The organism is Rhizobium sp. NFR03 (genome assembly GCF_900111275.1).
In the GTDB taxonomy this organism is placed as follows: Bacteria; Pseudomonadota; Alphaproteobacteria; order Rhizobiales; family Rhizobiaceae; genus Ferranicluibacter.
Map to the genome: position 1 here is coordinate 1 of NZ_FOGR01000017.1, position 26,754 is coordinate 26,754.

Genomic DNA, 26,754 nt, shown 5'->3' on the forward strand with positions numbered 1-26,754 from the left:
CTGGAATTTCGCCCAGCCGATACCATCCTTGAGTAACATGTGCTTGGCGCTGAGACCGCCGATCTCGATATCGAGCGCCAATGATTCCGATCGCTACAGTCCTGTTGAGAACAATCTGTGCGATCATACCCAGAGCATTGATGGCAGAACTGAAGACTGCGTCGGGTTGTTTTGGCTGAATTTTAATAAATAGGCAGTTACTCATGACAGAGATAGCATCTGCATGACGAACTGCCCTTCCAGTGTCGTTTGACATCTGCCGCTCCATGACGGGGCATTCCCACCTTAGACAGTACCACTCCGCGGCCGTCGTTGCGGAGGCAACACCAATGCGGGTAACCCCATGTTCAAGTTCCAGGCCAAATCGCTTGCGACCAAACTTATCGTCGTCACAGGCAGCACGATCGCTATTGTTCTTCTAGCATCCAATTTCGTGCTGATTTCGCAAACGCAGGATCGTGTTGCAAAACTGGTTTATGCGGATGCGGATTCACAGGCGAAGGCAATCGCTTCGGACATTGCTGGTAGTGTCGGGGAGCTCGCAGGCGCCGCGCGTTCGATGGCCGGTGTCATTGGACTTGCTCATGAAAACACACGGCTTGACCGCAAGGGTGTCATGGACATCCTGAAATCGAATGTCGAAAAGAACGCCTTTGCCTTCGGCAGCTGGTTTGGCGAAGAGCCTAATGCCTTCGACGGCAAATCACCGGAGATGAAGGGTCAGACCGGATCCGGCTCGGCTAAGGACGGAACATTTAATCCCTACTGGACGAAGAGCAAGACCAATGGCGGCATCAGCTTCTCGGCCTTTGATTCAGACTATCCCGCCGAGTGGTATTCGCTCGCCGCCAAGAGTGGTAAGGGTGCAATGACGCAGCCATACGCGGAATCGACAACCGGCTCAGCGACCTCCATGGCTTCGATCGCCTATCCGGTGATCTCTAACGGCAAGCTGATCGGTGTCAGCGGCGTTGATATTTCGCTCAACACATTGTCTGAAAAGCTCTCGCAGCTTCACCCCTTCGGCTCGGGCCGCGTGACGCTTCTGTCTCAGGCGGGAAAATGGCTCGTGGCTCCAGCGCCGGATCTGCTGATGAAGGAATATGTCGGCGAAGGCAGCGATATCGTCAAGGAAGCGCTTGCGTCTGGGAAGATAGGCCATATCGAAAACCTTTCTTTCGAAGAAATGGGGTCGTTCGATCGCGTCGTCTACCCCTTCGCGCTTCCGGATGTGAACACCAGCTGGATCGTTCTCGTCGATGTGCCGCGCTCGGCCATCCAGGCGCCCGTGCTCGACCAGACCTACATGATGATTATCGGCGGCCTGATCGTGCTCGGTGCCGTATTGCTCGGCCTTTACTTCGCTGTTCGCGCCTTCGTGCAGAAACCGCTCGCTGCTCTTGTCAAGGACGTCGAAAGCTTGAGCTCTGGCTCCTATGCGACACCAGTGTCTGGACAGGAACGCAAGGACGAAACGGGATCCGTTGCCAAGGCGCTGGAAGGCTTCCGCCACCAGCTTGCTGATGGGAAACAGCTCGAGATCAAAGCTCGCAGTGAGCGCGAGCAATCCGAACGCGAGCGCAGCCAGTCTGAAACCGAACGCCTGCAGAACAGTGCTTTGCAGCGCGACATCGTTGCCCGGCTCGGCAAAGGGCTTTCGCATCTCTCTTCTGGCGATCTGAGTTTCCGCATCACCGACGAATTCCCCGGTGACTACGCGCAGCTCAAAAGCGACTTTAACTCAGCGATGGACAGTCTCGAAGAGACAATCCAGACGGTCAATACGTCGGTTATCAACATCGGAACCGGTACCAGCGAAATTAGCAACGCTGCAAACGATCTGTCTCACCGTACGGAGCAACAGGCCGCAAGCCTCGAAGAAACCGCCGCGGCGCTTGACCAATTAACCTCACAGGTCAATGCCAGTGCCGACAATGCCAAGATCGCAGCGCAGTCTGTCGAGACGGCAAGCAACGATGCCGTGCAGTCAGGAGAGGTCGTTCAGAAGGCTATCGCTGCGATGAAAGGCATTGAGCAGTCCTCGGGCGAAGTCAGCCGGATCATCGGCGTTATCGACGAAATCGCCTTCCAGACCAACCTTCTTGCGCTCAATGCAGGAGTGGAAGCAGCACGCGCGGGTGAAGCCGGCAAAGGCTTCGCGGTCGTTGCGCAAGAAGTTCGCGAACTAGCTCAACGTTCAGCGACCGCTGCTAAAGAGATCAAGACCCTGATCAACACCTCGGCTGGCCAGGTTCGCGACGGCGTAGATCTCGTCGGTCGGGCTGGCGGCGCTCTGCAGAAGATCGCAGGTCAGGTGGTTCAGATCAACGGTATCATCCGGGAGATTTCCGGCTCGGCTTCCGAACAGGCCGTCGGCCTTAAGGAAATCAATACGGCCGTCAACCAGATGGACCAGGTGACACAGCAAAACGCTGCGATGGTCGAGGAGACGACGGCCGCTAGTATGACTTTGAACGACGAAGCCGTCTCCCTGAGCACGCTCGTCTCGCGCTTCAAGATTGCTCGGCAGACGCAGTCCTCAAGGCAGCTGCAACAAATGGGCGAGATGCTGCGCACGACGGCTACAAGCATAGGGGCACCCGCAAAGACACAAGCACACCCCCCGGCTGCTAGAGCTCTCTCAGTCCGTTCTAGTGCCCCGCCGGCCAGGTCCCTACCGCAAGTGTCCGGCAGTACGGCACTCGCGCAGGAAAATTGGGAAGAGTTCTAAGCGATGAAGTGCCAATCGCGACGTCTGTAAGTCGGCAGCCTGCAAGAACGCTGCACCCAAACTTTCCGTCGCGTATCACGCCCAAACCTGATGGCGCTTATGCGATGATACGCGTGGCCTTCCGAACCAAAGGCATCGAGTTTGCGCAGCCGACGGTCCAGGTCGGAGGCGACGACCGCGACGCGAACGCCGCCGCGCGGAACGGGCGTCAAGCGCCCGCTGCCAGCGAGGGAATGGTCTAGATACCGGGCCGGACGTTCGTGATGGGATCGAACGATCGCTTTAGGCGCGGAGCCGCCTTATTGGGGAGAATAACAACGGCCCCTTCGATCGCGGTCGGAGCCCGTTCGCCCTGATCACGCTGAACCGTGAAGTCGTCATCCATCCGCCGTCCCCGACGGTGTGGTCACGAGAGCAAGCGCCGCTGCGAGTTGATCAAGGCTATATGGCTTCACGACCGACAAGGCACCTGCAGGTACATCTATCGCGCCATCGCTTTCTCCGCTTGCAAAGATGACTTTGAGATGCGGGAGCTTCGCCACCAGCGAGGTTGCAAGCACATCGCCGCCCCGATCCGGCAATCCGATATCCGCAACCAAAACGTCAAAGAACTGCGCGTCCGCCGCGCGCTCGGCACCTTCTGCCGACCCTGCCTCGACCACCACATGACCCTGTTCGCGAAGAAGCTCCGCAGTGTTCATCCTGATCAGTTCGTCGTCTTCCACAAGAAGAATACGCAGCGGAGAGACCACTCTGGAGATCGGTTCGCCAGAGGGCGGCATCGGTGATGTCGACGAACGCTGGGGGCGATCGGCGAGGACCGCTCTGATCTTCCGTGCGAGCGCTTCCCGAGTGTAGGGTTTCGAGAGCAGCTCCACACCGGGGTCGAGCCGCCCGCCGTGGACGATCGAGTTCTCCGTGTACCCGGAGGTGTAAAGGACGGCGATCCCCGGCTGACGTTCCCTCGCCTTTTTGGCAAGGACTGGGCTCTTCATGCTCCCCGGCATCACGACATCGGTGAAGAGAAGATCGATCTGAAGACCCGCTTCCACGATAACGAGTGCGGCTTCCGCATTAGGTGCCTTCAGGACCTTGTAGCCAAGCTCCGTCAAGGTCTCCACGACAGTGTTGCGCACCTCGTCGTCGTCCTCGGCCACGAGGATGGTTTCGTTTCCGCCGACGACGGGACCCGTTTGTACAATCGTCTCGCGGTCTTCCGACGCGGTCGCCCGCGGCAGATACATCTTGACCGTCGTCCCGTGACCGACCTCGCTGTAGATTTTGACGTGGCCGCCCGACTGCTTGACGAACCCGAAGACCATCGAGAGACCGAGACCGGTTCCCTTGCCTTCAGCCTTCGTTGAGAAAAACGGCTCGAAGACCTGGTCGATGAACTCCGTCGGAATCCCGGACCCCGTGTCGGACACCGAAATCAGGACATACTGCCCCGGCTCGACGTCGTCGTGTTTCGCCACGTACTCGTCGTCCAGGAACGCGTTGCCAACCTCGATCGTCAGCTTCCCGTCGCCGTCCATCGCATCGCGCGCGTTGATGGCGAGGTTGAGAACGGCGTTTTCTACCTGAGCCGGATCGGCGAGGCAGTTCCACAGCCCGCCACCGATGATCGTTTCCAGTTCGATAGCTTCGCCGATGGAGCGCCGGAGCATGTCGTCCATGTCGCGCAGGAAACGACCGACGTTAATGACCTTCGGGTCAAGTGCCTGCCGGCGGCCAAAGGCGAGGAGCTGGCTGGCCAGCTTTGCGCCCCGCGCAACTCCTGCCATCGCGTTGGTCACGCGGCGTTCGGCACGATCATTCCCGGTGACGTCCTTCTGAAGGAGTTGGAGGTTGCCTGCCACAACCTGCAGCAGGTTGTTGAAGTCATGAGCAACTCCCCCGGTGAGCTTGCCGATCGTTTCGAGCTTCTGGCTCTGGCGCAGCCGCTCCTCGGATTTCCGCAGCTCTTCCGTGCGATCATGCACCTGCTGTTCAAGGCTCTCGGTCAACTGCCGCAAACCCGTCTCGGCCCGTCGCCGCTCGACGGCATTGTGGAGACGGCCGGCCATGTCCGCCAGGAACGATACATCGTCTGCCGACCAATCGGTGACGGTTGCCTTGTTGACGAAGAACACGGCAACCAGCCCGTTCTGTTCCGTCACGGGGATGTTGATGCTCGCGCGGGCGCCTATGGCCTCAAGCACCGCCGCCTTGTCCTTCGTGCGCGCATCCTCCCATGCGTCGCTGACAACAACCGTATGCCCGCGCTTTAAATCCTCGATAAAGAGCCCGTAGTCTCGGAAGCGGTTGAGCCCGGCAAGGCTCTGTGTGCCCGGTGCTGTCCAGTCCTGCTCGATGAAGACTGTCTCCCGCTCCCGATCAATCATACCGTACCCGACGCGGCTCGGGGTCAGGATGCTGGAAACGGTCAGCAACGCGGATGCGACAATGTCTGCGGGATCGGAGACAGAAGCGACTTTCTTGTCGAAGTCGGCGATCGCACTTCGCTGGAGTTCAGCGGTTTTGAGTTCGTGTACATCCGTGCAGGTCCCATACCAGCGAAGAACTTGCCCGCTATCGCTTACAAGTGGATTGGCACGGCCGATCACCCAGCGGTACCTGCCGGAGTGGTGCCTGAGACGATACTCGATCTCGTAGGGTTCCCCCGTGCCAAGCGAATGCTGCCATGTCGCCTGCGTTCTTGCGAGATCGTCCGGGTGAACGATGACATCCCATCCTTCGCCGTCGGTCGAGCCGGGCGTGACACCCGTGAACGCGTACCAGCGGTCATTGTAGAAGTCGTGGAATCCGTCGGGCCTCGTCGACCAAACCATCTGATCGATGGCGTTCGTCAGCGTCCTCAGTCCGCTTTCGCTTTCCCAAAGCCTGCGCTCCATCTCGTGGCGCTCGTCGATATCGATGACGGAGCCGATGTAACCGAGGAAGCGACCGTCGGGAGAGAACCGCGGCTCCGCCGCATCGATCGCCCAGCGATAGACGCCGTCGTGACGTCTCAGCCGATACTCAAGACGGAACGCTTCCTGTCGGGCAAGCGCTTCCATGAAGACGTTGCCCGCGTTCTCCTTGTCGTCGGGATGCGTCGCATCGAGCCACCCGTAGCCCTCTGCCTCTTCAAGGCTCTGTCCCGTGAACTCATACCAGCGCGTGTTCAGGTAGGTACAGTAACCGGTGTGGTCTACGACCCACATGATGACCGGCGCGTGGTCCGCCATGTTGCGGAAGCGGGCCTCGCTCTCGCGCAGTCGCTGCTCGGAGGCAGTACGCTCCGTCGTCTCGTTGACAATACACAGCACGCCAGCAACAGTTCCGTCATCGCCGGGCACCGCCGAGTAAGCGATATCGAACGTCACCGTTTCCAGGTGTCCGTGCCGGTCGATCTCAAACGGTCTGTCCTTGATGAAGACCGGACACCCCGTCTCGCGGACCTGGTCGAGAAGCGGCTTGAGATCATCCCAGAGTTCGCTCCAGTAGACCTCGGCAGGCTGACCGAAGGCTCCGGGGTGTTTCTGACCGATCGTCGGGGCATAGGCCTCGTTGTAGAACGCGAGGTACTGCGGACCCCAGAAAAAGACGATCTGATGGGGGGACGCAAGCAGTGTCCCAAAGGTGGTATGGAGCGGCTGCGGCCATTGCTCCTGCGGACCGACAGGCGAGTCCTTCATGCTGTCGAGCAGGCTCTCGACCCGGAAGATTGCCCCGTTGTCGCTCGTCATGCGTTTCTCCGCTACCAGGTCAGACGATGGCTGATAACGTGCACCCGCATGGCAGGCAAGACTATGCGCCAGCGAATGCTGAACATCGGCGACCCGTCTGATCACAAGAAGTTGCTACCTGTTCGCTGTCCTCCGCTGTCAGCTACGGGGACCATTGGACCAGACGAGGAAGATCATAAGATGCCTTTCACCCGAAGCGCCAAAAACATCGCGCACCGAGCCTTTGTCGATTATCGTCCTTCGGTAGAAGCACTCGAGGAAGAGGCTGTTCATGACATCGTGAGCGCGCTGTGCTTCCAGCCTCTCGAGGACGGCGAAATGGTCGTGAGGCTTGCCGATGCGGACGGGACGACGATCGATCTGCGAACGAACCCGGTCTGTGCAGCTAGGCTCGCGATCTCGCTCCTCGATATCATCAACAGGAACGGCTGGTTCGACGTGGACTTGCATGTTTCGGATGAGGGAGAACAGGTGGCGCGTTTGGCCCCGAACCCTTCCAGGTATGTCTGCGACGTCCCTGAAACCTAGAGGCGCGAACGGGGCCTGCCCTTGGCGGAGTTGGCTGGAGGCGCAAGCCCTCGGTGTTTCCGCAGCCATCAGAAAACGCTGATCTCGTCGAACTCTAAGCTCCTCCTTGGTTTGGGCCGAGGAATGCTGAGAGAATAGCGAAGAGGAGCCTCCTAAAACGCTTGGCTCCTCTTCGTAGGTTTCTTTAGTGACTGGCCACCAGCTTCATGACATGCGCCTTGTGCATCTCTAGCTTGGGAAGGGTTTCAGTGGCGAACGTCCTGACGGCTTCGTCGTCGCCGCCCTTGGCATACGTCGCAAACAGCGTCACGGCTTCCATATGCGCCACGGTCTGCATCTCGATGTAGAGCGGCTGGAAGTCCTGCTCGGAAGCGCCTTTGAGCGTTTCGAGCATGGCGGCGTGTTTCGGTGAAAGCTTCGGCGCCTCATCACCGAGGGCGGCGGCCTTTTTCAGCTCCTCGCCCGCCTTGGTGTGGTCCTTGATCATCTGGGCGGCGAACGTCTTGACGTCCGCGTCCTTCGCCTTCTGCTCGGCCAACTTGCTGGACTCGATTTCGAACGCGTTGGAACTCGTGACGACTTTGACGAAAGACGCCTTGTCGATGCTCATCGGAGCGGCGGCCTCGTCGGCGCTGGCTGGCATCGCGGCAAAGGTCGCCGACGACATCAGCAAGGATACCGAAAGAAGAGAGGCAGATAGCAGCTTGTTCATAGACGTGATCCTTACTTCTTGAATGCGGATGTCAGGTCGGCGACGGCGAGGTCGAGAGCCTGTTTGGCTTCAGGAACGACCTTGCCCATGCCGAAGAACTCATGCGTCACGCCCTCGAACGTCTTGAGATTGACCGCAACGCCCGCGTCTTTCAGCTTGGCCGCATAGGTCTCACCGTCGGAGCGAAGGGGATCGATCTGGGCGAGGATAACCGTGGCGGGTGCCACTCCCGCCAAATCCGAACGGCCGTTGAGGTTGATCCGCGGGTCCTTCGCCTCGTCCATCGACGTCAAGGTGTTCTTCACGAACCATTCCATGTCGGCTTTGCCGAGCGGCTTGGCGTTGGCGTTCTCCCTGTAGGACGGCGTGTTCATGTCACTTCCGGCGACTGGATAGACCAGCAACTGATGAAGGGGCTGCTTCGTCTTCATCTCTTTCGCCATCAGGGCGACGTTGGCGGCGAGGTTTCCGCCCGCGCTCTCTCCGGCGACGGCGATCTTGTCAGAGTCGCCGTTCAGCTCGTGGATGTTCTCCACAACCCACTTGTACGCGGTCCAGGCGTCGTCGTGCGCGGCGGGGAACTTGTGTTCGGGCGCGTGACGGTACTCCACGGAAACGACGATCGCGTTCGCACCGAGTGCCATTGCGCGCGGCGCGCCATCGTACACGTTGATGTCGGCCACGACCCATCCACCGCCATGATAGTAGACGACGACGGGGAACGGACCCTTGCCGCCGGGGATGTAGACACGCGCAGCCAGTCCGCCCTCGGCCGAAGGAATAGCGATGTCCTTGGTGGTGACCTGCGCATCGGGATTGGACGACAGGCGCTTGTCCCACTGAACGGCTCGGGCGGCATCCGCAGGGGTTGCCTGTGTTCGCGCTTCCGGGACAGTCAGCGTCGAAAACGGCTTGGCCTCAAGCGCCCCTAGTTTATCGAGCACGGCCTGCATGTCGGCCGTTGGCTTGGCCATCTCCTGCGCGAATGCGTTGCCGCTGATCATGAACGGGATCGTCACGGCGACAAGCAGTGAGAGCTTTCGGTTGAGGTGCGTATTGGATTGACGTGTCATATTGGGTCTCCTTGCGTCGCGGTTCAAATGTGATTTCCGCAGGTCGGTTCCGCAGAGGTCGCGCAATCAAAAATAAACTTCCGTCGGTGACTTTCAGCGAAACCAGAGCTGAGCTAGGTCCGTATATGGGGCCCTACTTTTGATAGCCCTTCCGGACCAGCCAACCACCGCCGAGAGACTTTCATTGGAAACACCTGACCTTCACGAGGAGCCATCGCCTCGTCCGACTGAGACAGTCCCTGATGAAGAACTCGCCTATCGTCTCAGACAGCAGCGCTTACTGGCGGACTTCGGATACTTCGCATTGGCTGCCCGCACGTCCGACACGCTCCTGCAGGAGGCGACGCGGGTAGCCGCGCTGGGCTTGAACGTCCGCCTTTCGAAGGTCTTAGAACATCGCGGAGGCGGTGCCGGGTTCGTGGTTGTCGCAGGGGTTGGGTGGCATGCAGGCGTGGTCGGCAACGCGACCGTCGGCGACGATCTCGAAAGTCCGGCCGGATACGCGTTTCATTCCGCGAAAGCTGTGATTTCTAATCATCTCGCAAACGAGCAGAGGTTCCGGACGCCGTCGCTGCTGGTCGAGCACGGTGTCACCAGAGCGATCAACGTCATCATCCAGACGGAGGAGACGCGATACGGCGTCCTGGAAGTCGACACGCCCAGCGAGGGTCGCTTCGACGAACACGACGTTGCCTTCCTGGAAGGACTGGCCGGCTTGCTCGGCGTGGCGATCCAGCGCGACCGCCGCGAGCAGGAACTGCGTGTCAGCGAGACTGCGTTAAAGGCGGCCGTGGCTTTCCAGGAGGTGCTGACGCAGGAGGTCAGCCACCGGGTGAAGAACTCGCTGTCGATCGTGGCGGGCCTGCTATCGATGCAGGCAAGGACATCTGCGAATGTAGAGGTGTCCAATGCACTGCGCGCGGCGGGACGACGGGTGGGCACCATCGCGGCCGTGCATGACCGTCTCTGGAGAAACAACCAGAGCCGTTCCGTCGATCTCAAGGAGTTTCTGAGCGGTCTCACGGACCAATTGGAAGCATCCGCATCCGGAAGCATCGTGGACTGCCAGTCGATCAGCCTGGAGGTTTCAACGGAACAGGCCGTCACTCTCGGCCTGCTCGTCAATGAACTGGTGACCAACGCGATCAAGTATGCCTATGGCGAGGACGGAGGACGGGTCGCAGTGGAACTGTCAAGCGACGAAAGTTCGGCGCTGCGGCTGTCGGTCAGAGACTTCGGCAAGGGTTTGCCTGTTGATTTCGACGCTGCGACGAGCGGCGGACTTGGCCTGAAGCTCATCCGTTCTTTGAGCGTTCAGCTTGGCGGCCGGGCCACGTGGAGAAGTGGCGAGCCCGGAACAGTCTACGAACTCGAGTTCGATCCTGTGCCTGCCGAGGTAACTACGAACCTCGGACGACCGCGGTAGAAATGGTCTAAGCCGATTTCGACGTCCCGAGCCGACGGAGACTTTCGAGAAGCCGCTTGTACTCGTACGGCTTCTCGAAAAAAAGCGTGCGCTCGGGTAGAGACGTCTTGTTCGGCCGCATCATCCCCGACGTGACGATCACGCCGATCTGAGGCCAGCGCTCGGCGACGCGTCGACACAACGCAAGCCCGTCGAGGCTGCCCGGCATGTTGATGTAGCTGAAGACGAAATCGATATCCCCGCGGTTTTCGAGAAGGTGCAGGGCTTCGTCGGCCGACCCGGCTTCGAGGACGATGAATCCTTCATCGGAGAAGTAGTCTACGGCGTCCATCCTGATCAGGATTTCGTCCTCGACCACGAGAATGGTCGCTGTGGTTTCCAGTTTCTGAGCCATGACGTTCCGCTGAAGTTCAGCCACCTATATGGCTTGCGTCATCTCAAAATCAACCGGAATGAAGAGACCTCCGCCGTCTTATGATCGACTTCAGGAGAGAGCCATGCGAGAAGAACAGGCATGGTCTCAATCGGACGGAAACCCTTCCGGCTCAGCATAGTTGGCGTGGCATGCAAAGGTTCTTCTTCCATGTCATAACGAGCGCCTGCGTCATTCGGGACGAGGAAGGAAGCGAGCTCGCCGACCTTCCAACCGCGCGTGCCGAGGCAATCGAAGACATCCGTATGCTGATCAGCGACCCGGCGCTGCTCGGCAGGGATGTCTCCAGCCGATCCATGGCAATCTGCGACGAGGCGGGCAACACCCTTCTCGCGCTTCCGTTCAAGGACGCGCTTACGCCGTGTGATTGAGAGTGTCAGACTGCGAGGATATCAGTCGATGGTACTCCCGTTCTGGCCGCCCGTAGGAGGCGCCTGCGATCTCCAGCAGTTTCGCCCGGTCCAGGATGTGGACGTCGCCTCGCGTTGCCCTGATTGCGTGGATGCCCTCCAGGACATGGAGTTCGTTTGTCACGCCGGAACGTCTGACCCCGAGCATGATGGACAGGAAGTCGTGTGTCAGCGGCAGATGATCGCCGTCGATCCGGTCGTGACACATCAGCAGCCAGCGGGCGAGCCGCTCGTGCATCTTGTAACGTCCGTTGGCAAGCGCGGTATGGGAAAGCTGGAGCTGCTGCGTGTGGACGTAACGCAGGAGCAGATGACGGCCTGACGCTTCATGCTCGATGACGTGGTCGAAGTGCTCGACCGGAACCGAGATGCCGGCTCCGCCCACCTGCATGAACGTCCTGTTCGGCGAGGTCTCCGTCTTCATAAGGACATGGATGCCGACCATGCCCTCAGGTCCGACATGGCCGACCTCGATATTCTGCGTGTCGTCGTTGTGCGCGACGGTGGAAGCCAGGCCGTGCTCGATGAACCAGACATGGGTTGACGGGGTATCGACCTCGACCAGAACATGGCGCACAGGTAGATCGACGGTTTGCAAGTGAGGCCGCAGCCGCTCGAACACCTGCGGCGAAAGCGCTCTCAAAAGACGATTAGAAACTTCGGATTGAGCAAGCGCCGACACGATGAGATCTCCATCGGGATGGAGCCCGTACTCATGCTCTGATGATCGGAGACATGCCATTATACACCACAATAACGGGTACTTAGCCTTGCACACAAGCTAATGGCGCGGTTCTGACATTTAGAACCTGGGAAAGTTCTCAAGCTGGTATTCTGTCCATGCACTCTCTGACGGCGGTGAGCAGATGAACGGGACGGGAGGGCTTGCCGACCCAAAGGCTGTTTCGGAAAACAGGGTTGCGGGTGCCGAACTCGCAGTTCCACGCACTGTGGACGACAAAAGGTACCTGGCGGTCTGCCAGCAATTCGGCGACGTCGTCGCAGGCACCGTCCCACAGGCTCACGTCGATGATCGCAAGGTCGGGCGTATGAGCGGAAAGCCATGACAACGCTCTTGCACGGCGCGCTAATGCCACGACCTCTCCGACGGCCGCGTCCGCAAGGGTGTGTTCGACGTCGAGAGCGGTGATGGCTTCCTCTTCGAGAAGCAGAACGGTCCGGTTGTTCATGGGTATTTCACCCTCCTGAGACGCGCTCGTTGTATATGTGTTCGTTCCGCCTGTCTTTGAGGGTACGATCCTGTACCTCGCGCCGCAGACCGACAGTCTCCAGCCACGTACTTTTCCGCGCACTCCTGGTTGAAAACTGCCGCGTCCGGCCGTTACAAGCCTATATGAAGGTGTCGCCTCAACCGTCGCGATGTTCTTACGGAGTTTTCCTCGTCGTGACCCAAGCCGATGCCCTGCCCTGGAATGAAGCCGCCCGTTCTTCGGCTCTCCATGCATTCGGCATTCTCGACACGCCGCGCGAGCGCGACTTCGACGACCTCGCCAGTATCGCGTCTGAGATTTGTGGCACCCCGATTGGCATCGTCAACCTGATCGATACGAACAGGCAGTTCTTCAAGGCGGAGGTCGGCCTTGGTGTGCGCTCGACACCGCTGGATACGGCCTTCTGCTCGCATGCGCTTCTCCTCGATGACGTCATGGTCGTGCCGGACGCGACGAAGGATGTACGTTTCGACTGCAACCCTCTTGTCGTCGGCGCCCCCGGCCTGCGATCCTACGCAGGCGCGCTGATCAAAACCGAAGAGGGACTGCCGCTGGGAACTGTATGCGTTCTCGACTACGTCACGCGTGAGTTCTCCGAGAAACAGCTCAACATGCTCCGGTTCCTCGCCCGTCAGGCGATGATGCAGCTCGAACTTCGCAGGACGGTTGCCACACAGCGGCGACTGCTGGCGCGTGCTCGCATGGCGGAAAGGCTCCGCGCCAACTTCGAACGCATCGTACGGCAGGCATCCGACTTCATCGGCATTGCCGACGAGCACGGGCGTGTTGTGTTCCTCAACGACGCGGCACGTGCCATGGTCGGCCTTGATGCGAAGGCGCCCCTGCCGTCCGAGGTCATCGAGTACATCGCCGACGAAGATCGAACTCTGTTCCGTGAACAGATCGCGCCCGTCGTGCGCGCGGGCGAAGCCTGCGAGCGGGAAATCCGGCTGCGGCATTTTGGGGGCGGTGAGAACGTCCCCGCGCTCTACACGATGTTCCCCATTCGCGATGACGACGAGCTTGTCGGCTACGGCGTGGTGACGAAAGACATCACCGAGCAGAAGGAAGAGAACGAGCGGCGCGGGCAGATGATGGCGGAGGCCGCACATCGCATCAAGAACACGCTCGCCGTCGTGCAGGGGATCGTCTCCCAGTCGCTGCGCACCTCCGCCAACCTGGAGGATGCCCGTACGACGATCTCGAAACGTGTCGCGGCTCTTGCAAAAGCCCAAGACATCCTGACATCCGCACAGGACTCGCTCGCCGACATCGCGCACATCGTCGAGGGTGCGCTCGCGCCACATGACGGGGGCAATGGACGGTTTCGTCTCGATGGACCAAGTCGGTCCCTCGACGCCCACCAATCGCTCGGGTTGTCGCTTGCGCTCCACGAGCTTGCGACGAACGCGACAAAGTATGGAGCGCTGTCCGGAGAAGAAGGAACGATTGATGTCAGATGGTCGGTCGACGAGGACGGCACGTTCCAGCTCGACTGGATAGAGAGCGGTGGGCCGCCCGTGGTCGCGCCAGCGGCTCTTGGGTTTGGCTCCAGGCTGATCACGCGCATGGTCGCACCGTATTTCGCGGGCACGGTTGATCATGATTTCCATCCCGACGGCGTTCGGTTCAGTCTGCGCGGGCGCCTTCCACATTCAAGCTGAGAAATCGGAAGTGGGCCGTCGTGCGGTCATTTCAAAGACGCGACTTGGCTTGCGCGGCATCACCTTGAAGCTCGGAGCCCGCTCGATCTTTGCCGTCAGCCTGAGCTACTCGTTCGTCGCTCCGGGCTGGAAGAGGTTAACTTTGCCTACAAAATCATTATGGCTCTGCAGTCTACAGCGCTAAGCCGGAAGCGCCGTGACCTGCCGCGCGAGTTTCCGAAGATAGCCGGCCTGGCCTGCTCTTCTGTCAGCCCGCGTGGGTGTGCGACGGGTGGTCGATGACACGGATCATACCGAGCCTCATGGCAGGTCGGTGCGCGAATGGGTGCGCCTTCGTAGAAACGCATCTGTGGGAACCGATGCCTTCAGTTCCCTCCCAGAAGGCGCTCGTATTCACGCTCGGGAAGGCCGTAGATCAGGCCTGCGATCTTCTCCAGCCCCTGCCTGTCCTGGATGTGCACTCTCCCGCGCGTTGCTTTGATCGCGTGAAGTCCTTCGAGCACATGAAGCTCATCTGTAACGCCCGAGCGTCTGACACCGAGCATGAGCGCCATAAACTCGTGGGTCAGCGGGAGCTCGTCGTCTCCAACGCGGTCATGGCACATGAGGAGCCAGCGCGCGAGGCGCTCGTGCATTCTGTAGCGGCCGTTTGCCAAGCTCGTCTGCGACACCTGTATCTGCATTGCGTGCACAAACGTGAGAAGGAGCTTCTGCGTGGACCGGTCTTCCTCGACCAGATTCTCGAGATCGTCCGCTGACAACATGTAACCTCTGCCGGCCACCTGCATGAATGTACTGGTAGGAGTCTCCGATACGGAAAGAAGAAGATTCGTACCCGTGACACCTTCAAACCCGATGTGTCCGACCTCGATAGCCTCACCATCGTCATTGCTGGACACGATCGACGCGAGGCCGTTCTCGATGAAGCATAGTCCTTCAGTGCGGACACCTGGCTCGACGATCTTGTGCTTGATAGGAAGGTCGCGTAGTTCCAGCTTGGACCGGATGCGGCCAAAGGCTTCTTCGGACATCCGCTTCAGGAGCCTGTTCGTCACGGATGATTGGGACGGCGATGACATGCGTAACTCCTCTTACGGGGAGGAGCCCGCGCTCATACGGTCAAGTAGCCCGCAACGCCGACGTTGTGCCGCAAGCCGGCAAACGCTGTCATGAGGTATAGTCCGTCTGTGCGGTTCTGACAATCGGTAGACTTGGCTACGCCAATGCCGACTGTGCTGAGCAAGCCTTACGGTAGTGATCTTCCGGGAGAGCTGATGTCCGTTTTAGGATGACGGCTGTGACAACAAAGCCTCTTCCCGCCTTCAATCGACTATGAAAAGGTCAGAGGCAACGTCAGGGACAGGATCATTCCGTCGCTTGTCCATTCCCGGACAACATTTCCGCCGAGCTGCTTCTCGACCATGGCATCGAGAATAATAGATCCGAAACCGCGTGCCGTTCCCGCCTGTCCGGTTCCGCCACGTTCATGCCAGACCAGTGCTATCCCACCGTCGGGCCTGTCTTTCCAAGTGATTTCGAGCTGCCCCTGAGGCGATGAAAGCGACCCATGGACGGCTGCGTTGACGGCCAGTTCGTGGAACACAAGACCGAGCGGCTGTACGATCGTCGCAGGCACCATGATGCGCGGCCCATTGAGCCGCATGCGACGGCTGCCGATGGGCTCAAGCTGGACGCGAATGGCATCGCGCAGTTCGATGTCCTGCCAGCCGTTGCCAGCCAGGAGAACATGAGCACGGGAAAGTGCCTGCACACGGTTCTGGACCGAGGCTGAGTAACGCGCAGCGTCGTCGGATCGAGTTAGGCGGACGACGCTTTCGACGACGGCCAGAACGTTCTTGGCTCTGTGATCAACCTCCATGAGCAGTCTGTGTTCCGACTCCTCGAGGCTCTGGATATTGCGGAAGCGCGTCATGTCGATCTGGGAGGCAAAGTGATATGCGAGATTACCGTCGTCGTCGAAGATCGGACTGATGTGGAGCTGGTTCCAAAACGGCGTGCCGTCCTTCTTGTAGTTCAGGATCTCGACGGTGCACTCCTTGTTCTCGGCCACGGCACACCGGATTTCGGCAACCGCGGCCGGAAGGGTTCCCTTCCCCTGAAGGAAGCGGCAATTCCTGCCCAGAACCTCCTCCCCCGTGTAGCCGGTCAGGTTCAGAAATGCCTCGTTGGCCAACACGATGGGATAGTCAGGCTGCCGCGCATCGGAGACCACCATCGGCATGCGGGTTCGCTGGAATGCGGTCGCTGACAGTTCCTTATGATCGATTATGCCGGTTGGCGAAGCCGCAGACGGCTCGTCCCCGTGGACGGTAGTCGGCTCAGACACAGTTGCTCCCCCTCTGTTACGTGCGCGGGTAACTTAGTTCAGACAGGAAAGTTGCGACGTCGCGAATGGTGTTGTCGATCGTCCGCCTTAGCTGGAGGATGATGGTGGCGCTATCGAACGATGACATTACCACACCGGACCTCGTCGGGAATGTACGACGCGCGAGAGCGTGCTTCGAGGTGCCATATCTCGGGAACAACGTGGCTCGACCGGGATTCAGCGATCATGAAAAATAACATCACGTTCGCCCTTCTCATTTCGCTCGGCATGACAACGGCTGCTGTGGCGCAGTCCCTTCGCCCTAACGACGTCAACAACGCTTCACTCGACGGGCTTTCGGACAGACCCGAAGAACCGTCAACGGCGCCTGATCCCGCTCTCGTTCGACTTCAGGTGTTGCTGGATCGGGCCGGCGCGTCGCCAGGCGTGATCGACGGCTTTTACGGAGCCAATCTGACGAAAGCCGTTCGAGCATTCGAGGCAATGCATGGGCTTTCCGTCGATGGAAAACTGGATGCCGAAGTCATTGCCAAGCTGGATCAAAGCGCCCCTGCCGCAGCTTCCTACACGATTTCCGATGACGATACGAAAGACATCGTGAGAGAGATTCCCAATGACTTCGCGGATCAGGCGAAGATGGACAGTCTCGGCTACACCTCCGTTGCCGAGAAGCTTTCCGAACGCTTCCACATGGATGTGGACCTCCTGAAGGCACTGAACCCAGACACGCAGTTCAACGCCGGAGACGAAATTACCGTTGTATCTCCAGGGACTCCTCGGGAAGGAAAAGTCAAACGTATCGAAGCACACCGGGGCGACGGAACGGTTTTTGCCTATAGTGAAGATGGAGCGATCGTTGCCGCCTACCCCGCCACGATCGGAAGCAAGGACAACCCGACACCTTCGGGCGAGCACAAGGTCAACGGTGTCGCCCGCATGCCGAAATACACCTACAACCCCGACGTAAATTTCCAGCAGGGCCAAAACAAGAAGTTGCTGGAGCTTCCGGGCGGACCGAACAACCCTGTGGGTACGGTCTGGATCGACCTGAGCGAACCGACCTACGGTATCCACGGAACACCGGAGCCTTCGGTCATCGACAAAGTGGGCTCACACGGCTGTATCCGCCTCGCCAACTGGGACGCCGAGGAACTGGCAGCGATGGTGAAGCCCGGCGTTATCGTAGACATCACCGACTAAGTCAGCCGCTGCCTGTGACCTTCGGCGTTCGGAGCGCGCGAGACGCATACGACAGCGCAGGTTCGGCAGAGGGCTGAGCGCTCTCAATATCGATACATCAACTTCATGGAAATGAGACGGAACGATGTGTCTCGGGTCTAGTTGGTCACGCGCAAAGGCGGTGAGACATGTCGGTTGAAAACGACCACAAGATCCAACTCGTTGAGGAAAACATCAGCATCGACAAGGAAACGGTGGTGACCGGCCGCGTCCGGGTAACGACGGAAAGTTCCATTGTTGATGACGTTGCGCGCACGACGCTTGCAGGAACGCGGGTCGAGATTACCAGGCAACGCATTGATCGCCAGGTGGCCGATCTTCCCCAGATAAGGGTCGAGGGCGATGTAACGATCATACCCGTTCTTGAAGAAATCGTCGTTGTCGAGAAGCGGCTCATGCTCGTGGAGGAAGTCCACATCCGGAGCATCGCAACGCAGGAAGATGTCAGCGTGCCCGTCAAACTGCGCAAGCAGACCGCTACCATCGAAAGACTGCAAGACCAACCCAAGGAGGAATATCCATGACCTATACAGATCATAACACCACGACGACCTCGTCTACGTCCAACACGATCACCGCCTTCTTCGATGACCGTTCCGAAGCGGATCGCGCCGTATCGCGACTGGTTGAAGTAGGCATATCGCGCGAATCCATCCGCGTCATTGCCGACAGCACGGAAGGCGCGAGCTCGGACAGTCACGAGCACAAGGGCTTCTGGGCAAGCCTCGCCGACATGTTCATGCCCGACGACGACCGAAACGTCTACGCCGAAGGCATTCGCCGCGGTGGTTATCTCGTGACCGTTTCCGGCTACCCCTTCGACATGCACGACAAGGCTCTCGATATCCTGGATGACGAGGGAAGCGTCGATCTGGACGAAAGAGCGAAGGCCTGGGAGTCGGAAGGCTGGTCGCGTTCCGAAAACAACGAAGTCTTCGCGTCGTCGACATACGATCGGTCTGCCGGTTCCGCTCGCGCGCAGACATTGAACGCCGATGGCGAGGACGTCATTCCCGTTGTTGAAGAAGAACTGCGGGTCGGCAAGCGCGACGTGAACAATGGCCGGGTCCGGGTCCGTTCATACGTAACCGAAAGACCCGTATCCGAGAACGTCTCGCTTCGCGATGAAAACGTGGAGGTCACGCGCCGTGCGGTAAACCGTCCGTTGGACGGCACTGAGAACGCCTTCGTCGATCGCACGATCGAGGCTGAGGAACATCGTGAGGAAGCGGTCATTTCCAAGGAGGCCCGTGTGGTCGAGGAGGTCACCTTGCGCAAGACGGCCGAGCAGCGTGAAGAGACGGTATCCGACTCCGTGCGCAAGACGGAAGTCGAGGTGGACGACGACCGCACCGGCACTGTCCGCAAGGACGAAGGTTCGACGTTCCGTCGGACATAACAACCAGCTGACATCGGTGAATTGGCCGTACGCAGTCGCGGCCAATTCCTTATCAGAGCTTGGGACGCCCGCAACTAGGGCTGGTTCCAGCCCGTGAGGCGTCGTCTTCCCACAAATTCGGGAAGTTCCCGGTCCTCCGGAACCGATCTAATCCAACTTGATCGAAGTGTTATCACGGAGGCGATTTTTGATGAAACCTGGACTTCTCGGCGCTGTTTCACTTCTTGCAATTTTGACCCATCTCGGCCCTGCCAACGCTCAGCAGGGCGACGGTACCGAGGTGCAGATCACGACGAACGTCTTCAAGCCCAACAAGGTCTTGCCGACCAGCGAACGTATCGAGCAACTGAAGCTTCCTGAAGGCTTCAAGGCCATGCCCTTTGCACAGGGTCTCGGCAATGCCCGCATCGTCGCCGTGTCAGATCAGGGTTTCATCTATGTCAGCCGTCGCGAGGAAGGCGATGTCCTTCTCCTGAAGGACGAGAACGGCGACGGCAAGGCCGACGGTGCGCCTGTCCAAGTCGCCGCAAGGGCTCAGGCCCACGGTCTCGCGATCAAGGACGACAAGCTCTACCTCGTCACCGTCAAAGAGGTCTTCGTCGCCGATATCAAGGAGGATGGCACCCTCGGACCACTGGAAATGGTTATCGCCGACTTACCCGACTCAGGCCAGCACCCGAACCGTGTCATGGCATTCGGCCCCGATGGCATGCTCTACATCAGCGTCGGCTCGACGTGCAACGCGTGCAACGAAAGCAATCCCGAGAACGCGACGATGCTGCGGGCAACTCCGGACGGAAAGAGCCGGACGATATTTGCCTCTGGCCTGCGCAACACGATTGGCTTTGACTGGAACCCCACGACCGGCGAGTTCTGGGGGCTCGATCACGGGATCGACCTCATGGGCGACGAGGTTCAGGCTGAAGAACTGAACAGGCTCGAGCAGGGCAAACAGTATGGCTGGCCGCATGTGTTTGCCAAGGGCGACATCTATCCGCAATCGACGCCTGTCGGCGGCGTGACGAAGCAGCAGTGGCGCGACCAGAGCACGCCGATGGTTCTCGGCTATACCGCGCATGCCGCACCGATGCAGATGAAGTTCTACACGGGCACATCCTTTCCCGCAGAGTATGGCGGCGACGCGTTTGCAACCATGCGCGGCTCCTGGAACCGCAATCCGGCCTCCGGCTACGAGATCGTCCGCATCCATTTCGAGAACGGTCGGCCGAAAACGATCGAACCATTCCTGACAGGCTTCCTCACCGACGGCGGCAAATCGCATTTTGCACGCCCCGTCGGACTGGCTGTCGCCAAAGACGGGTCGCTCTTGATGGCAGACGATGTCAACGGTGTCCTCTACCGTATCGCTTACATCGGCAGTTCTCAGACAGCGGAAGCCTCCCCAGCCGCACCCGCCGACCTCATGGAGGCGCAGGCGGCCAAAGGACTGAATGTTCCCCTTGCCATGGACCGCCCGGAAACCAAGTCCTCGGGGACCGTCAAGGTTTCGTCAACCGGGTTCAAGAATGACGGCATGATCCCGCAGAAGCATACCGAGTATGCAGACGGTGTCTCGCCTCAGCTGACCTGGAACGCCGTGAAAGGCGCCGTATCCTACGCGATCGTCATGGAAGACCCGGACGCCAAACCCGTGACGCCTTTCGTCCACTGGATTGCGTGGAACCTCCCGGCATCCGTGAACAGCTTGCCCGAGGGCCTGCAGGAACAGCTCCGACTGGTAGAACCGGAAGGCGTTCTGCAGGGCCGCAATACGTCCGGGACGCATGGCTACTACGGCCCGAAGCCTCAGGTCGGCGATCCCGCCCATCGTTATCACATCCAGGTTCTTGCCTTGGATACGATGATCGATCTTCCGCCGACAGCCGATAGGGATGCGCTTCTGAATGCCTCTTCCGGACACGTCATCGCAAAAGGCCAGCTCGTTGGTCGCTATGCACAAGACGTCAAGCCGCCGAAACAGTGAAGCTCAGCGACGTGCAATCCCGAGCAAAGGATCGATCATGACCATCAATATCTCAACACTTCGCAATGCAGGCTTGGTTTTCGTTCTCCTCGCAACGCCCGCCGCCTTCGCGCAAGAGGCCAAGCCCGATCCGCAGATGCAGACCGTTCTCGACACGCTGAAGAGCCTCCAGGCAAAACCGTTTCACCCGATCGGTGTACCGGAAGCCCGCACGCAGGCGAGTGCTGCCGATGCCGCCCGAACCGTCCAGCGGGACCGCAAGGTTTCACCAAACCCGGAAGTGAAGGTTGCGACACGCGACATCGCTATCCCCAGCCCCATGGGTGCCCTGCCCGCGCGTGTCTATACACCCGAAGGCAACGGGCCTTTCCCCGTCGTTCTGTATTTCCATGGCGGCGGCTGGGTCGTGGCAGACCTCAACACTTACGATGCCACGCCTCGGGCGCTCGCGCTCGGCTCGAAGGCAATCGTCGTTTCGGTCGATTACCATCATGCACCCGAGAGCAAGTTCCCGGCACAGCACGACGACGCCTGGGCTGCCTTTGCGTGGACCGTGGAGAACATCCACCTGCTGAACGGCGACGCCAAACGCATCGCGGTTGCCGGCGAAAGTGCAGGCGGCAATCTCGCCGCGAACGTTGCTTTGATGGCCAAGGAAAAGAAGTCCACACAGCCTGTGCACCAGCTCCTGGTCTATCCTATTGCCGGGAACGATCTCGACACGCCCTCCTACCGCGAGAACGCAGACGCCGCTCCTCTTGGAAAGGCAGACATGGAATGGTTCATCTCCCACGTCTTCGCCTCGAAAGAACAGACCTCTGACCCGCGCATCAACCTTGTCGGTCGAACAGACCTTGCAGGCCTGCCGCCTGCAACCGTCATCACGGCTCAGATCGATCCGCTACGCTCCGAGGGGCAGGCACTTGCCGCCAAGATGGAAGCCGCGGGCGTGGCCGTCAACCTGATCAACGTCGATGGCGTCACGCATGAGTTCTTCGGCATGGCGAAGGTCGTGGACAAGGCGAAGGCAACCGTCGACGCGGCCAATGCGGACCTCGTCAAAGCGTTCGGCAAGTAAGCTCGGGAGGAGCAAGACCATGACAATGATGACCTGGAAAACATCCGCTTTGGCGATCATACTTGCAGCGCAGCCGTTTCACGCGACGCTGCTTCAGGCGCAGGACCTGAAGCCGAAGCCCGCTGGCGATGCCTCACCGATGATGATCATCGACCGGGCAACGTTCGTACCCGTCGTCGCAAGCTCGAACGCATTCGAGATACGGTCGAGTGAGATGGCACGCGATCATGCTGCGGACAAAGGCATCAAGGATGCGGCGGAGATGATCATCGCCGATCACACCAAGGCTGGCGAGAAGCTCAAGGCGACCCTTGGAGGAAAAGGCGTGGCCCTCCCGGATGACAAACTTGCTCCCAAACATCAGAAAATGATCGACCAGCTGGAGGCTGTGAAGGGCAAGGACTTCGACATGGTCTACCTCGACATGCAGGCGCAGGTCCACATGGAGGCCGTTGCTCTCTTCCGTACCTATGCGGGTTCAGGTGACGATCAGGAGCTTGTTGGGTTCGCTAAGGAAACGCTGCCTAGCTTGGAGACGCATCTCGCGCACGTAAAGTCGCTGATTGAGAAGACTGAGTGACCTTGTTGCCTTCTCCGAGCCAAGCAGGGCTCGATGACGAGGACGATCTTTGAGACCTCGGCTCTCATACTTCGTGAATCACCATCTTCGATGCGCCGGATCATGGGGAACATGTTCATCTACAGCGAGTTGTCTGGCACTCACGAATTCGTGAATCGCAGGAGAACCCGCCATGACGATGCCCATTTCCACGACCCTACCTCATGACACTCTACGCCGTGTCGATCCTGATGTGACAGCAGGCTTTCATAAGGTCTCGTGGGGTTCGGTTTTTGCCGGTGTTGTCATCGCCCTCGCCGTTCAATTCCTTCTGAACCTTCTTGGCGTGGGTATCGGTGCTGCGGTGCTTGATCCAGCGACGTCCGACAATCCGGCAGCCAGCACTTTCTCAATCGCTGGCGGCATCTGGTTCGTCGTCGCGGGCATCGTCTCCGCCTTTATCGGGGGTTACGTCGCCAGCCGCCTGTCAGGTCGTCCCAGCAACTCGACAGGAGGCTATCATGGTCTGACGTCCTGGGCTGTGACAACTCTCGTCGTGCTGTATCTGCTGACGACGTCCGTTGGCGCAATCATCGGCGGCGCTTTCAGTGGCCTGACGAGCGTCATCGGAGGTGTTGGCCAAACAGCTGCGACGGCCGCAGGTGTTGCAGCACCGTCAATCGCTAACTCCGCCAACCCTATGGCAGGCATCGAGCAGCAGGTTCGCAGTTCGACCGGAAATGACCCGCAGGCTCTTCAGGACGCGGCTGTCTCGGCCGTGCAGGCGGTGATGACCGGCGATGAGGCGACTGCGGAAGACGCCCGGGCTCGTGCGGCGGAAGCGGTTGCCCGCGCGCAGAACATCCGTGTCGAGCAGGCCCAGACACAGGTCGATCAGTATGAAAAAACCTACCGCGAGAACATGGCCGCAGCCAAGCAGCAAGCTATCGACGCAGCGCAGGCTGCCACGGCTGCCGTATCCACTGGCGCCATTCTCGCTTTTGCCGCGCTGGTTCTTGGAGCAATCGCGTCCTGGTTCGGCGGCACGACAGGGACGAAGCGTAGCAGCTTCGTTGAAACAGAAACCACACGCCGGACCATCTGACATCGGGCCGGAATCGTCCGGTTCGTCATACTCCAATGGAGATTTCTATCATGGCTTCCACCAAGACACTCGACGAGCTTTTCCACGACACCCTCAAGGACGTCTACTTCGCCGAGCGCAAGATTGTCGAAACGCTTCCGAAGATGCACGAGGCGGCGACGAACGGTCAGCTCAAGGCTGCCTTCGAAAAACACCTGTCTGAATCGCAGGTCCACGTTGAACGCCTGGAACAGGTATTCAAGATCATCGGCAAGGCTCCGGAACCCAAGACCTGCGACGCCATCCTCGGCATTACCAAGGAAGGCGCCGAGATCATGGAGGAATACGAGGGTTCTCCTGCTCTTGACGCTGGACTGCTTGCAGCCGCGCAGGCCGTCGAACATTACGAGATGTCGCGCTACGGCACCCTTCGCACCTGGGCACTGGAACTCGGGCTCAACGACGCCGCCGGGCTTCTCCAGACGACGCTCGATGAAGAACAGGCCACCGACCTGACCCTGACGTCCATTGCTACCTCGGTCGTCAACCAGAACGCTGAACGCTGAACATCGGCACGCGAAATTGAAAAGCGCCGCCCACAGCGGCCCTTTTTTCTGTAGGCTCTCAATAAGGAATTCATTATGGCCGACTTGGAAACACGCAGCTTGAAGCTTGCGAACGAGTACCTTGTGCTTGGTGGAAAACGGCTGTCCAAACTTGACGACAACGTTGTAAGCACGAGGACATGGGACGATGAGCCCGAGGAAGCCGCAACGTTCTGGAAAGAACGGGTTGAAACGCTCAACGACGACGAACGAACGGACGTGGAGACCCACCTGCCCTCGATGAACGACCGCTAGGTTTAAGGCACCGTTGCCGACGTTGGTACTGCGTGGCGGATCATACCGTCGTGCGGAACGGAGTCGGCTTTACGTGACCCGCTCGTAGAAGACGCTGAGGGTGGCGAACTCGATGCCGAGCTTAGTCAGCGATGCGTGCGCAGACATGTGCAAGCCGTCGTCGTGCAGAAAGAACCAGTCGTCGAAGCCGAACTTCGTCTTCGTACCGTCGGCGTTGGGAACCTCGCGGCTGTACTGCCAACGGAACGTGTTGCCCGCCTGTTGGCCGCTAGCCGTACCGTCAACCAGGCTCTCGCGCCCCTCGTACGTCCCTTCGTCGCGCTTGATAATGGTCCATGCGAGGATGTCATGATGCCCGTCGTCGAATGCGTACGTTTCCTTCAGAACGAGCGTGTTCGCGGTAGCATCCCATCGGCCTTCCGCTTCGATCGTGAAGCGGTTCTGCAGACCGCCCATGCGTCCGAGGGTCAGACCCCATCCTTTCAGCCGTCCTGAAAAGAACTCCTCGAGCGCGAACTGGGGTTTGCCGTCTGCGAATTCCGCGATTCTCATTGCTGTCTCCCTATCGACAGCCACGCAACGCCGTTTAGCGCATCCTGTTCCCCGCGAATGCCGATGCTCGTCGTCCCCAGGATTAAGGCAGACGACGTCTTTCCCGCGTTTTCAGCTTCCCCCGAAAGGTTCGCCCGTCTTGAAATCCGCTTCGGCTTCATGGACGAGCCGAACGTGACGAAAGCGCTCGCGGTCTGCAAGAAGAAGGCGGGGTTCAAGTTCGAGATCATGCAGACGTCTTTCTATCTCGGTCGTAGAACGCTGATCGCAAACTCGAACTCGGGACTGCCCTGGTGGCAGGACGACCTCTATATCGCCTTGGCAGGGCTGGTGATCGACCCGTCGGCCTACTTCAAGCTTTCTGCACACAGGGTGGTGGAGATCGGCGAGCAGGTCATTATCTGATTTGCGTCAGCCTTAGTCGGGCCAGACGAGTTTTGCTACGGTCATTGAGTGCCACCTCATCACAGGTTAGATTATCCCATGACAGTCGTCGCGTCTTACCTTTACCGAAACGGCAACCGGGCCGAGGAAGTGCCTCTTGGAAAGCAGACATTAGAGGCAAAGGACGGCGAGTTCGTCTGGATCGGGATTGCGGAGCCGACGTCCGACGAGATGGAAAGCCTCCAGAAGATGTTCGGGCTGCATCCCCTCGCCGTGGAAGACGCGCTTGTGGGCAAGCAGGTCCCAAAAATCGACGTCTACGGCGACCAGCTCTTCGTGGTGGTCAAGACAGCCCATCTGGACCGAGAGAAGATCGCCTACGGTGAGACATGCATCTTTGTGGGCAAGCATCACCTAATCTCGGTGAGGCATGGCTCCGCGAGATCGCACAAGGACCTTCGGGAACAGCTGGAGCATTCGCCCCAGCTCCTGGAACACGGTCCTGACTACGTCCTCCACGGGATCATCGACTTTGTCGTCGACGGCTATCTGCCGATGGTCGAAACCATGGAGGACAGGGTTCTGGAACTGGAGAAGCATGTTCTGATATCCTTCCTGGAGCGCGAGCAGATCAGGCGCATCTTCAGGATGAGACGCCAGGTCATTAAATTCCAGCGTGTGCTAGGACCGATGTCGGAAGTCGTTGGCAAGCTGACGCACCTCGATCTGCCCTGTGTCGACGACAACGCCAAGCCGTTCTTCCGGGACGTCCACGACCATGTCCGGCGGGTCGAAAACGTCGTGGGAGGCCTACGGGACATCATCACGTCGGTGTTCGAGGCATCGAACCTGCTCGAGCAGCAACGACAGGGAACGATCACGAGACAGCTTGCCGCGTGGGCTGCCATTCTGGCCGTGCCGACGGCGATCGCGGGCATCTACGGGATGAACTTCGAGCACATGCCCGAGCTGAAGACTGAGTACGGTTACCACGTCGTGCTGGCCGTCATATTCGTCGTGTGCGGCATTCTCTATGCTCGCTTCAGGAAAGCGGGCTGGCTCTAGCACTATCGGTGGGTCACATCGAAGGCCAGGCGCAGATATTCCAGCCAGACACGGATGCCCTGATTTTCAAAGCGGGTTCAGCAGCGATCGAAGCTGACACTTGTCGCTGATACCGAATTGAAACCAGTCAATCAGCGATCTGGCTTTGAGCTGAGCATCTTCAGTGGAGCCATCGACGTTTCGATCCCGACACCAATCTTCCCAAACCTCACGCAGAAGTTTGAGATCGTCCGAGGAAAGCGACACGAGCGATGCGAACGCGG

26 protein-coding genes and 1 pseudogene are annotated in these 26,754 nt (G+C 59.3%); 16 read left to right on the plus strand and 11 right to left on the minus strand.

Annotation, left to right across the window (positions count from 1 at the left end; all coding sequences use genetic code 11):
* Positions 1-256, minus strand: a 256-nt coding sequence (locus tag BSG19_RS26280; RefSeq protein ID WP_210185418.1) for a hypothetical protein, incomplete at its 3' end; no start/stop codon positions are given.
* A gap of 87 nt (positions 257-343) precedes the next feature.
* Here BSG19_RS26280 and BSG19_RS24605 point away from each other — a divergent pair.
* Positions 344-2,731, plus strand: a complete 2,388-nt coding sequence (locus tag BSG19_RS24605; protein ID WP_092990653.1) for a methyl-accepting chemotaxis protein — start codon at positions 344-346, stop codon at positions 2,729-2,731.
* Between the two features lie 377 nt (positions 2,732-3,108).
* Here BSG19_RS24605 and BSG19_RS24615 read toward each other — a convergent pair whose 3' ends face one another.
* Positions 3,109-6,462 (minus strand): PAS domain S-box protein, encoded by a 3,354-nt coding sequence (locus BSG19_RS24615; RefSeq protein ID WP_170866099.1) that lies wholly within the window; start codon positions 6,460-6,462, stop codon positions 3,109-3,111.
* Positions 6,463-6,510: 48 nt separating this feature from the next.
* Here BSG19_RS24615 and BSG19_RS24620 point away from each other — a divergent pair, with 48 nt between their 5' ends.
* Positions 6,511-6,990, plus strand: coding sequence for a PI-PLC domain-containing protein (locus BSG19_RS24620; RefSeq protein WP_139274827.1), 480 nt, complete (start codon positions 6,511-6,513; stop codon positions 6,988-6,990).
* Between the two features lie 184 nt (positions 6,991-7,174).
* On the opposite strand, the gene BSG19_RS24625 is transcribed toward BSG19_RS24620, so the two are convergent.
* Together BSG19_RS24625 and BSG19_RS24630 are read right to left on the minus strand one after the other, a co-directional pair.
* Complete coding sequence (locus BSG19_RS24625) at positions 7,175-7,702, minus strand: DUF4142 domain-containing protein (RefSeq protein ID WP_092990656.1); 528 nt, start codon at positions 7,700-7,702, stop codon at positions 7,175-7,177.
* A gap of 11 nt (positions 7,703-7,713) precedes the next feature.
* Positions 7,714-8,775: an alpha/beta hydrolase gene (locus tag BSG19_RS24630; RefSeq protein ID WP_092990657.1), complete on the minus strand. Its 1,062-nt coding sequence runs from the start codon at positions 8,773-8,775 to the stop codon at positions 7,714-7,716.
* Positions 8,776-9,079: 304 nt separating this feature from the next.
* Between BSG19_RS24630 and BSG19_RS24635 the strand changes: the two genes are divergently transcribed.
* Positions 9,080-10,201 carry a sensor histidine kinase gene (locus BSG19_RS24635; protein ID WP_244529425.1) on the plus strand — a complete coding sequence of 374 codons (1,122 nt, stop codon included), beginning with the start codon at positions 9,080-9,082 and terminating at the stop codon, positions 10,199-10,201.
* A 7-nt stretch (positions 10,202-10,208) separates the two neighbouring features.
* Here the strand turns inward: BSG19_RS24635 and BSG19_RS24640 are convergent, their stop codons facing one another.
* The gene (locus BSG19_RS24640; protein WP_092990659.1) at positions 10,209-10,595 is read right to left on the minus strand and encodes a response regulator; all 387 of its coding nucleotides are present in this window, start codon (positions 10,593-10,595) and stop codon (positions 10,209-10,211) included.
* Positions 10,596-10,765: 170 nt separating this feature from the next.
* On the opposite strand from BSG19_RS24640, the gene BSG19_RS24645 reads away from it, so the two are divergent.
* Positions 10,766-11,005 carry a DUF6894 family protein gene (locus BSG19_RS24645; RefSeq protein ID WP_092990660.1) on the plus strand — a complete coding sequence of 80 codons (240 nt, stop codon included), beginning with the start codon at positions 10,766-10,768 and terminating at the stop codon, positions 11,003-11,005.
* Here BSG19_RS24645 and BSG19_RS24650 read toward each other — a convergent pair.
* Both BSG19_RS24650 and BSG19_RS24655 read right to left on the minus strand, forming a co-directional pair.
* Positions 10,989-11,726: a Crp/Fnr family transcriptional regulator gene (locus BSG19_RS24650; RefSeq protein WP_244529426.1), complete on the minus strand. Its 738-nt coding sequence runs from the start codon at positions 11,724-11,726 to the stop codon at positions 10,989-10,991. The two genes, BSG19_RS24645 and BSG19_RS24650, sit on opposite strands and share 17 nt — an antisense overlap.
* 139 nt (positions 11,727-11,865) lie before the next feature.
* Positions 11,866-12,234: a response regulator gene (locus tag BSG19_RS24655; protein WP_092990662.1), complete on the minus strand. Its 369-nt coding sequence runs from the start codon at positions 12,232-12,234 to the stop codon at positions 11,866-11,868.
* 215 nt (positions 12,235-12,449) lie between these two features.
* On the opposite strand from BSG19_RS24655, the gene BSG19_RS24660 reads away from it, so the two are divergent.
* Complete coding sequence (locus tag BSG19_RS24660) at positions 12,450-13,940, plus strand: HWE histidine kinase domain-containing protein (RefSeq protein ID WP_170866100.1); 1,491 nt, start codon at positions 12,450-12,452, stop codon at positions 13,938-13,940.
* Between the two features lie 365 nt (positions 13,941-14,305).
* Here the strand turns inward: BSG19_RS24660 and BSG19_RS24665 are convergent, their stop codons facing one another.
* Both BSG19_RS24665 and BSG19_RS24670 read right to left on the minus strand, forming a co-directional pair.
* The gene (locus tag BSG19_RS24665) at positions 14,306-15,019 is read right to left on the minus strand and encodes a Crp/Fnr family transcriptional regulator (protein WP_092990664.1); all 714 of its coding nucleotides are present in this window, start codon (positions 15,017-15,019) and stop codon (positions 14,306-14,308) included.
* 251 nt (positions 15,020-15,270) lie between these two features.
* A complete protein-coding gene (locus BSG19_RS24670; protein ID WP_092990665.1) occupies positions 15,271-16,287 on the minus strand; it encodes a blue-light-activated histidine kinase in 1,017 nt (338 codons plus the stop codon).
* Positions 16,288-16,512: 225 nt separating this feature from the next.
* Between BSG19_RS24670 and BSG19_RS24675 the strand changes: the two genes are divergently transcribed.
* From BSG19_RS24675 to BSG19_RS24715, 9 genes are all read left to right on the plus strand, one after another.
* Positions 16,513-17,487, plus strand: coding sequence for a L,D-transpeptidase family protein (locus tag BSG19_RS24675; protein WP_092990666.1), 975 nt, complete (start codon positions 16,513-16,515; stop codon positions 17,485-17,487).
* A gap of 167 nt (positions 17,488-17,654) precedes the next feature.
* A complete protein-coding gene (locus BSG19_RS24680; RefSeq protein WP_092990667.1) occupies positions 17,655-18,050 on the plus strand; it encodes a YsnF/AvaK domain-containing protein in 396 nt (131 codons plus the stop codon).
* A complete protein-coding gene (locus BSG19_RS24685; RefSeq protein ID WP_092990668.1) occupies positions 18,047-18,925 on the plus strand; it encodes a YsnF/AvaK domain-containing protein in 879 nt (292 codons plus the stop codon). The genes BSG19_RS24680 and BSG19_RS24685 overlap by 4 nt, the downstream gene beginning before the upstream one ends.
* 190 nt (positions 18,926-19,115) lie before the next feature.
* Positions 19,116-20,909, plus strand: a complete 1,794-nt coding sequence (locus tag BSG19_RS24690) for a YbhB/YbcL family Raf kinase inhibitor-like protein (protein WP_092990669.1) — start codon at positions 19,116-19,118, stop codon at positions 20,907-20,909.
* A 37-nt stretch (positions 20,910-20,946) separates the two neighbouring features.
* Positions 20,947-21,987: an alpha/beta hydrolase gene (locus BSG19_RS24695; RefSeq protein WP_092990670.1), complete on the plus strand. Its 1,041-nt coding sequence runs from the start codon at positions 20,947-20,949 to the stop codon at positions 21,985-21,987.
* A 19-nt stretch (positions 21,988-22,006) separates the two neighbouring features.
* Positions 22,007-22,567 (plus strand): DUF4142 domain-containing protein, encoded by a 561-nt coding sequence (locus tag BSG19_RS24700; protein ID WP_170866101.1) that lies wholly within the window; start codon positions 22,007-22,009, stop codon positions 22,565-22,567.
* A 172-nt stretch (positions 22,568-22,739) separates the two neighbouring features.
* Complete coding sequence (locus BSG19_RS24705; protein WP_092990672.1) at positions 22,740-23,651, plus strand: PhnA-like protein; 912 nt, start codon at positions 22,740-22,742, stop codon at positions 23,649-23,651.
* Positions 23,652-23,701: 50 nt separating this feature from the next.
* Positions 23,702-24,196: a YciE/YciF ferroxidase family protein gene (locus tag BSG19_RS24710; protein WP_092990673.1), complete on the plus strand. Its 495-nt coding sequence runs from the start codon at positions 23,702-23,704 to the stop codon at positions 24,194-24,196.
* Between the two features lie 75 nt (positions 24,197-24,271).
* A complete protein-coding gene (locus tag BSG19_RS24715; protein ID WP_092990674.1) occupies positions 24,272-24,490 on the plus strand; it encodes a hypothetical protein in 219 nt (72 codons plus the stop codon).
* Between the two features lie 69 nt (positions 24,491-24,559).
* Here BSG19_RS24715 and BSG19_RS24720 read toward each other — a convergent pair whose 3' ends face one another.
* Positions 24,560-25,042, minus strand: coding sequence for a DUF3833 family protein (locus BSG19_RS24720; RefSeq protein ID WP_092990675.1), 483 nt, complete (start codon positions 25,040-25,042; stop codon positions 24,560-24,562).
* 126 nt (positions 25,043-25,168) lie between these two features.
* Between BSG19_RS24720 and trkD the strand changes: the two are divergent.
* Both trkD and corA read left to right on the plus strand, forming a co-directional pair.
* Positions 25,169-25,447, plus strand: a pseudogene (gene trkD / locus BSG19_RS24725) (potassium transporter Kup); the annotation flags it as partial.
* Between the two features lie 78 nt (positions 25,448-25,525).
* A complete protein-coding gene (gene corA, locus BSG19_RS24730) occupies positions 25,526-26,491 on the plus strand; it encodes a magnesium/cobalt transporter CorA (protein WP_092990676.1) in 966 nt (321 codons plus the stop codon).
* A 66-nt stretch (positions 26,492-26,557) separates the two neighbouring features.
* Here corA and BSG19_RS26285 read toward each other — a convergent pair.
* Positions 26,558-26,754, minus strand: a 197-nt coding sequence (locus BSG19_RS26285) for a hypothetical protein (protein WP_092990677.1), incomplete at its 5' end; no start/stop codon positions are given.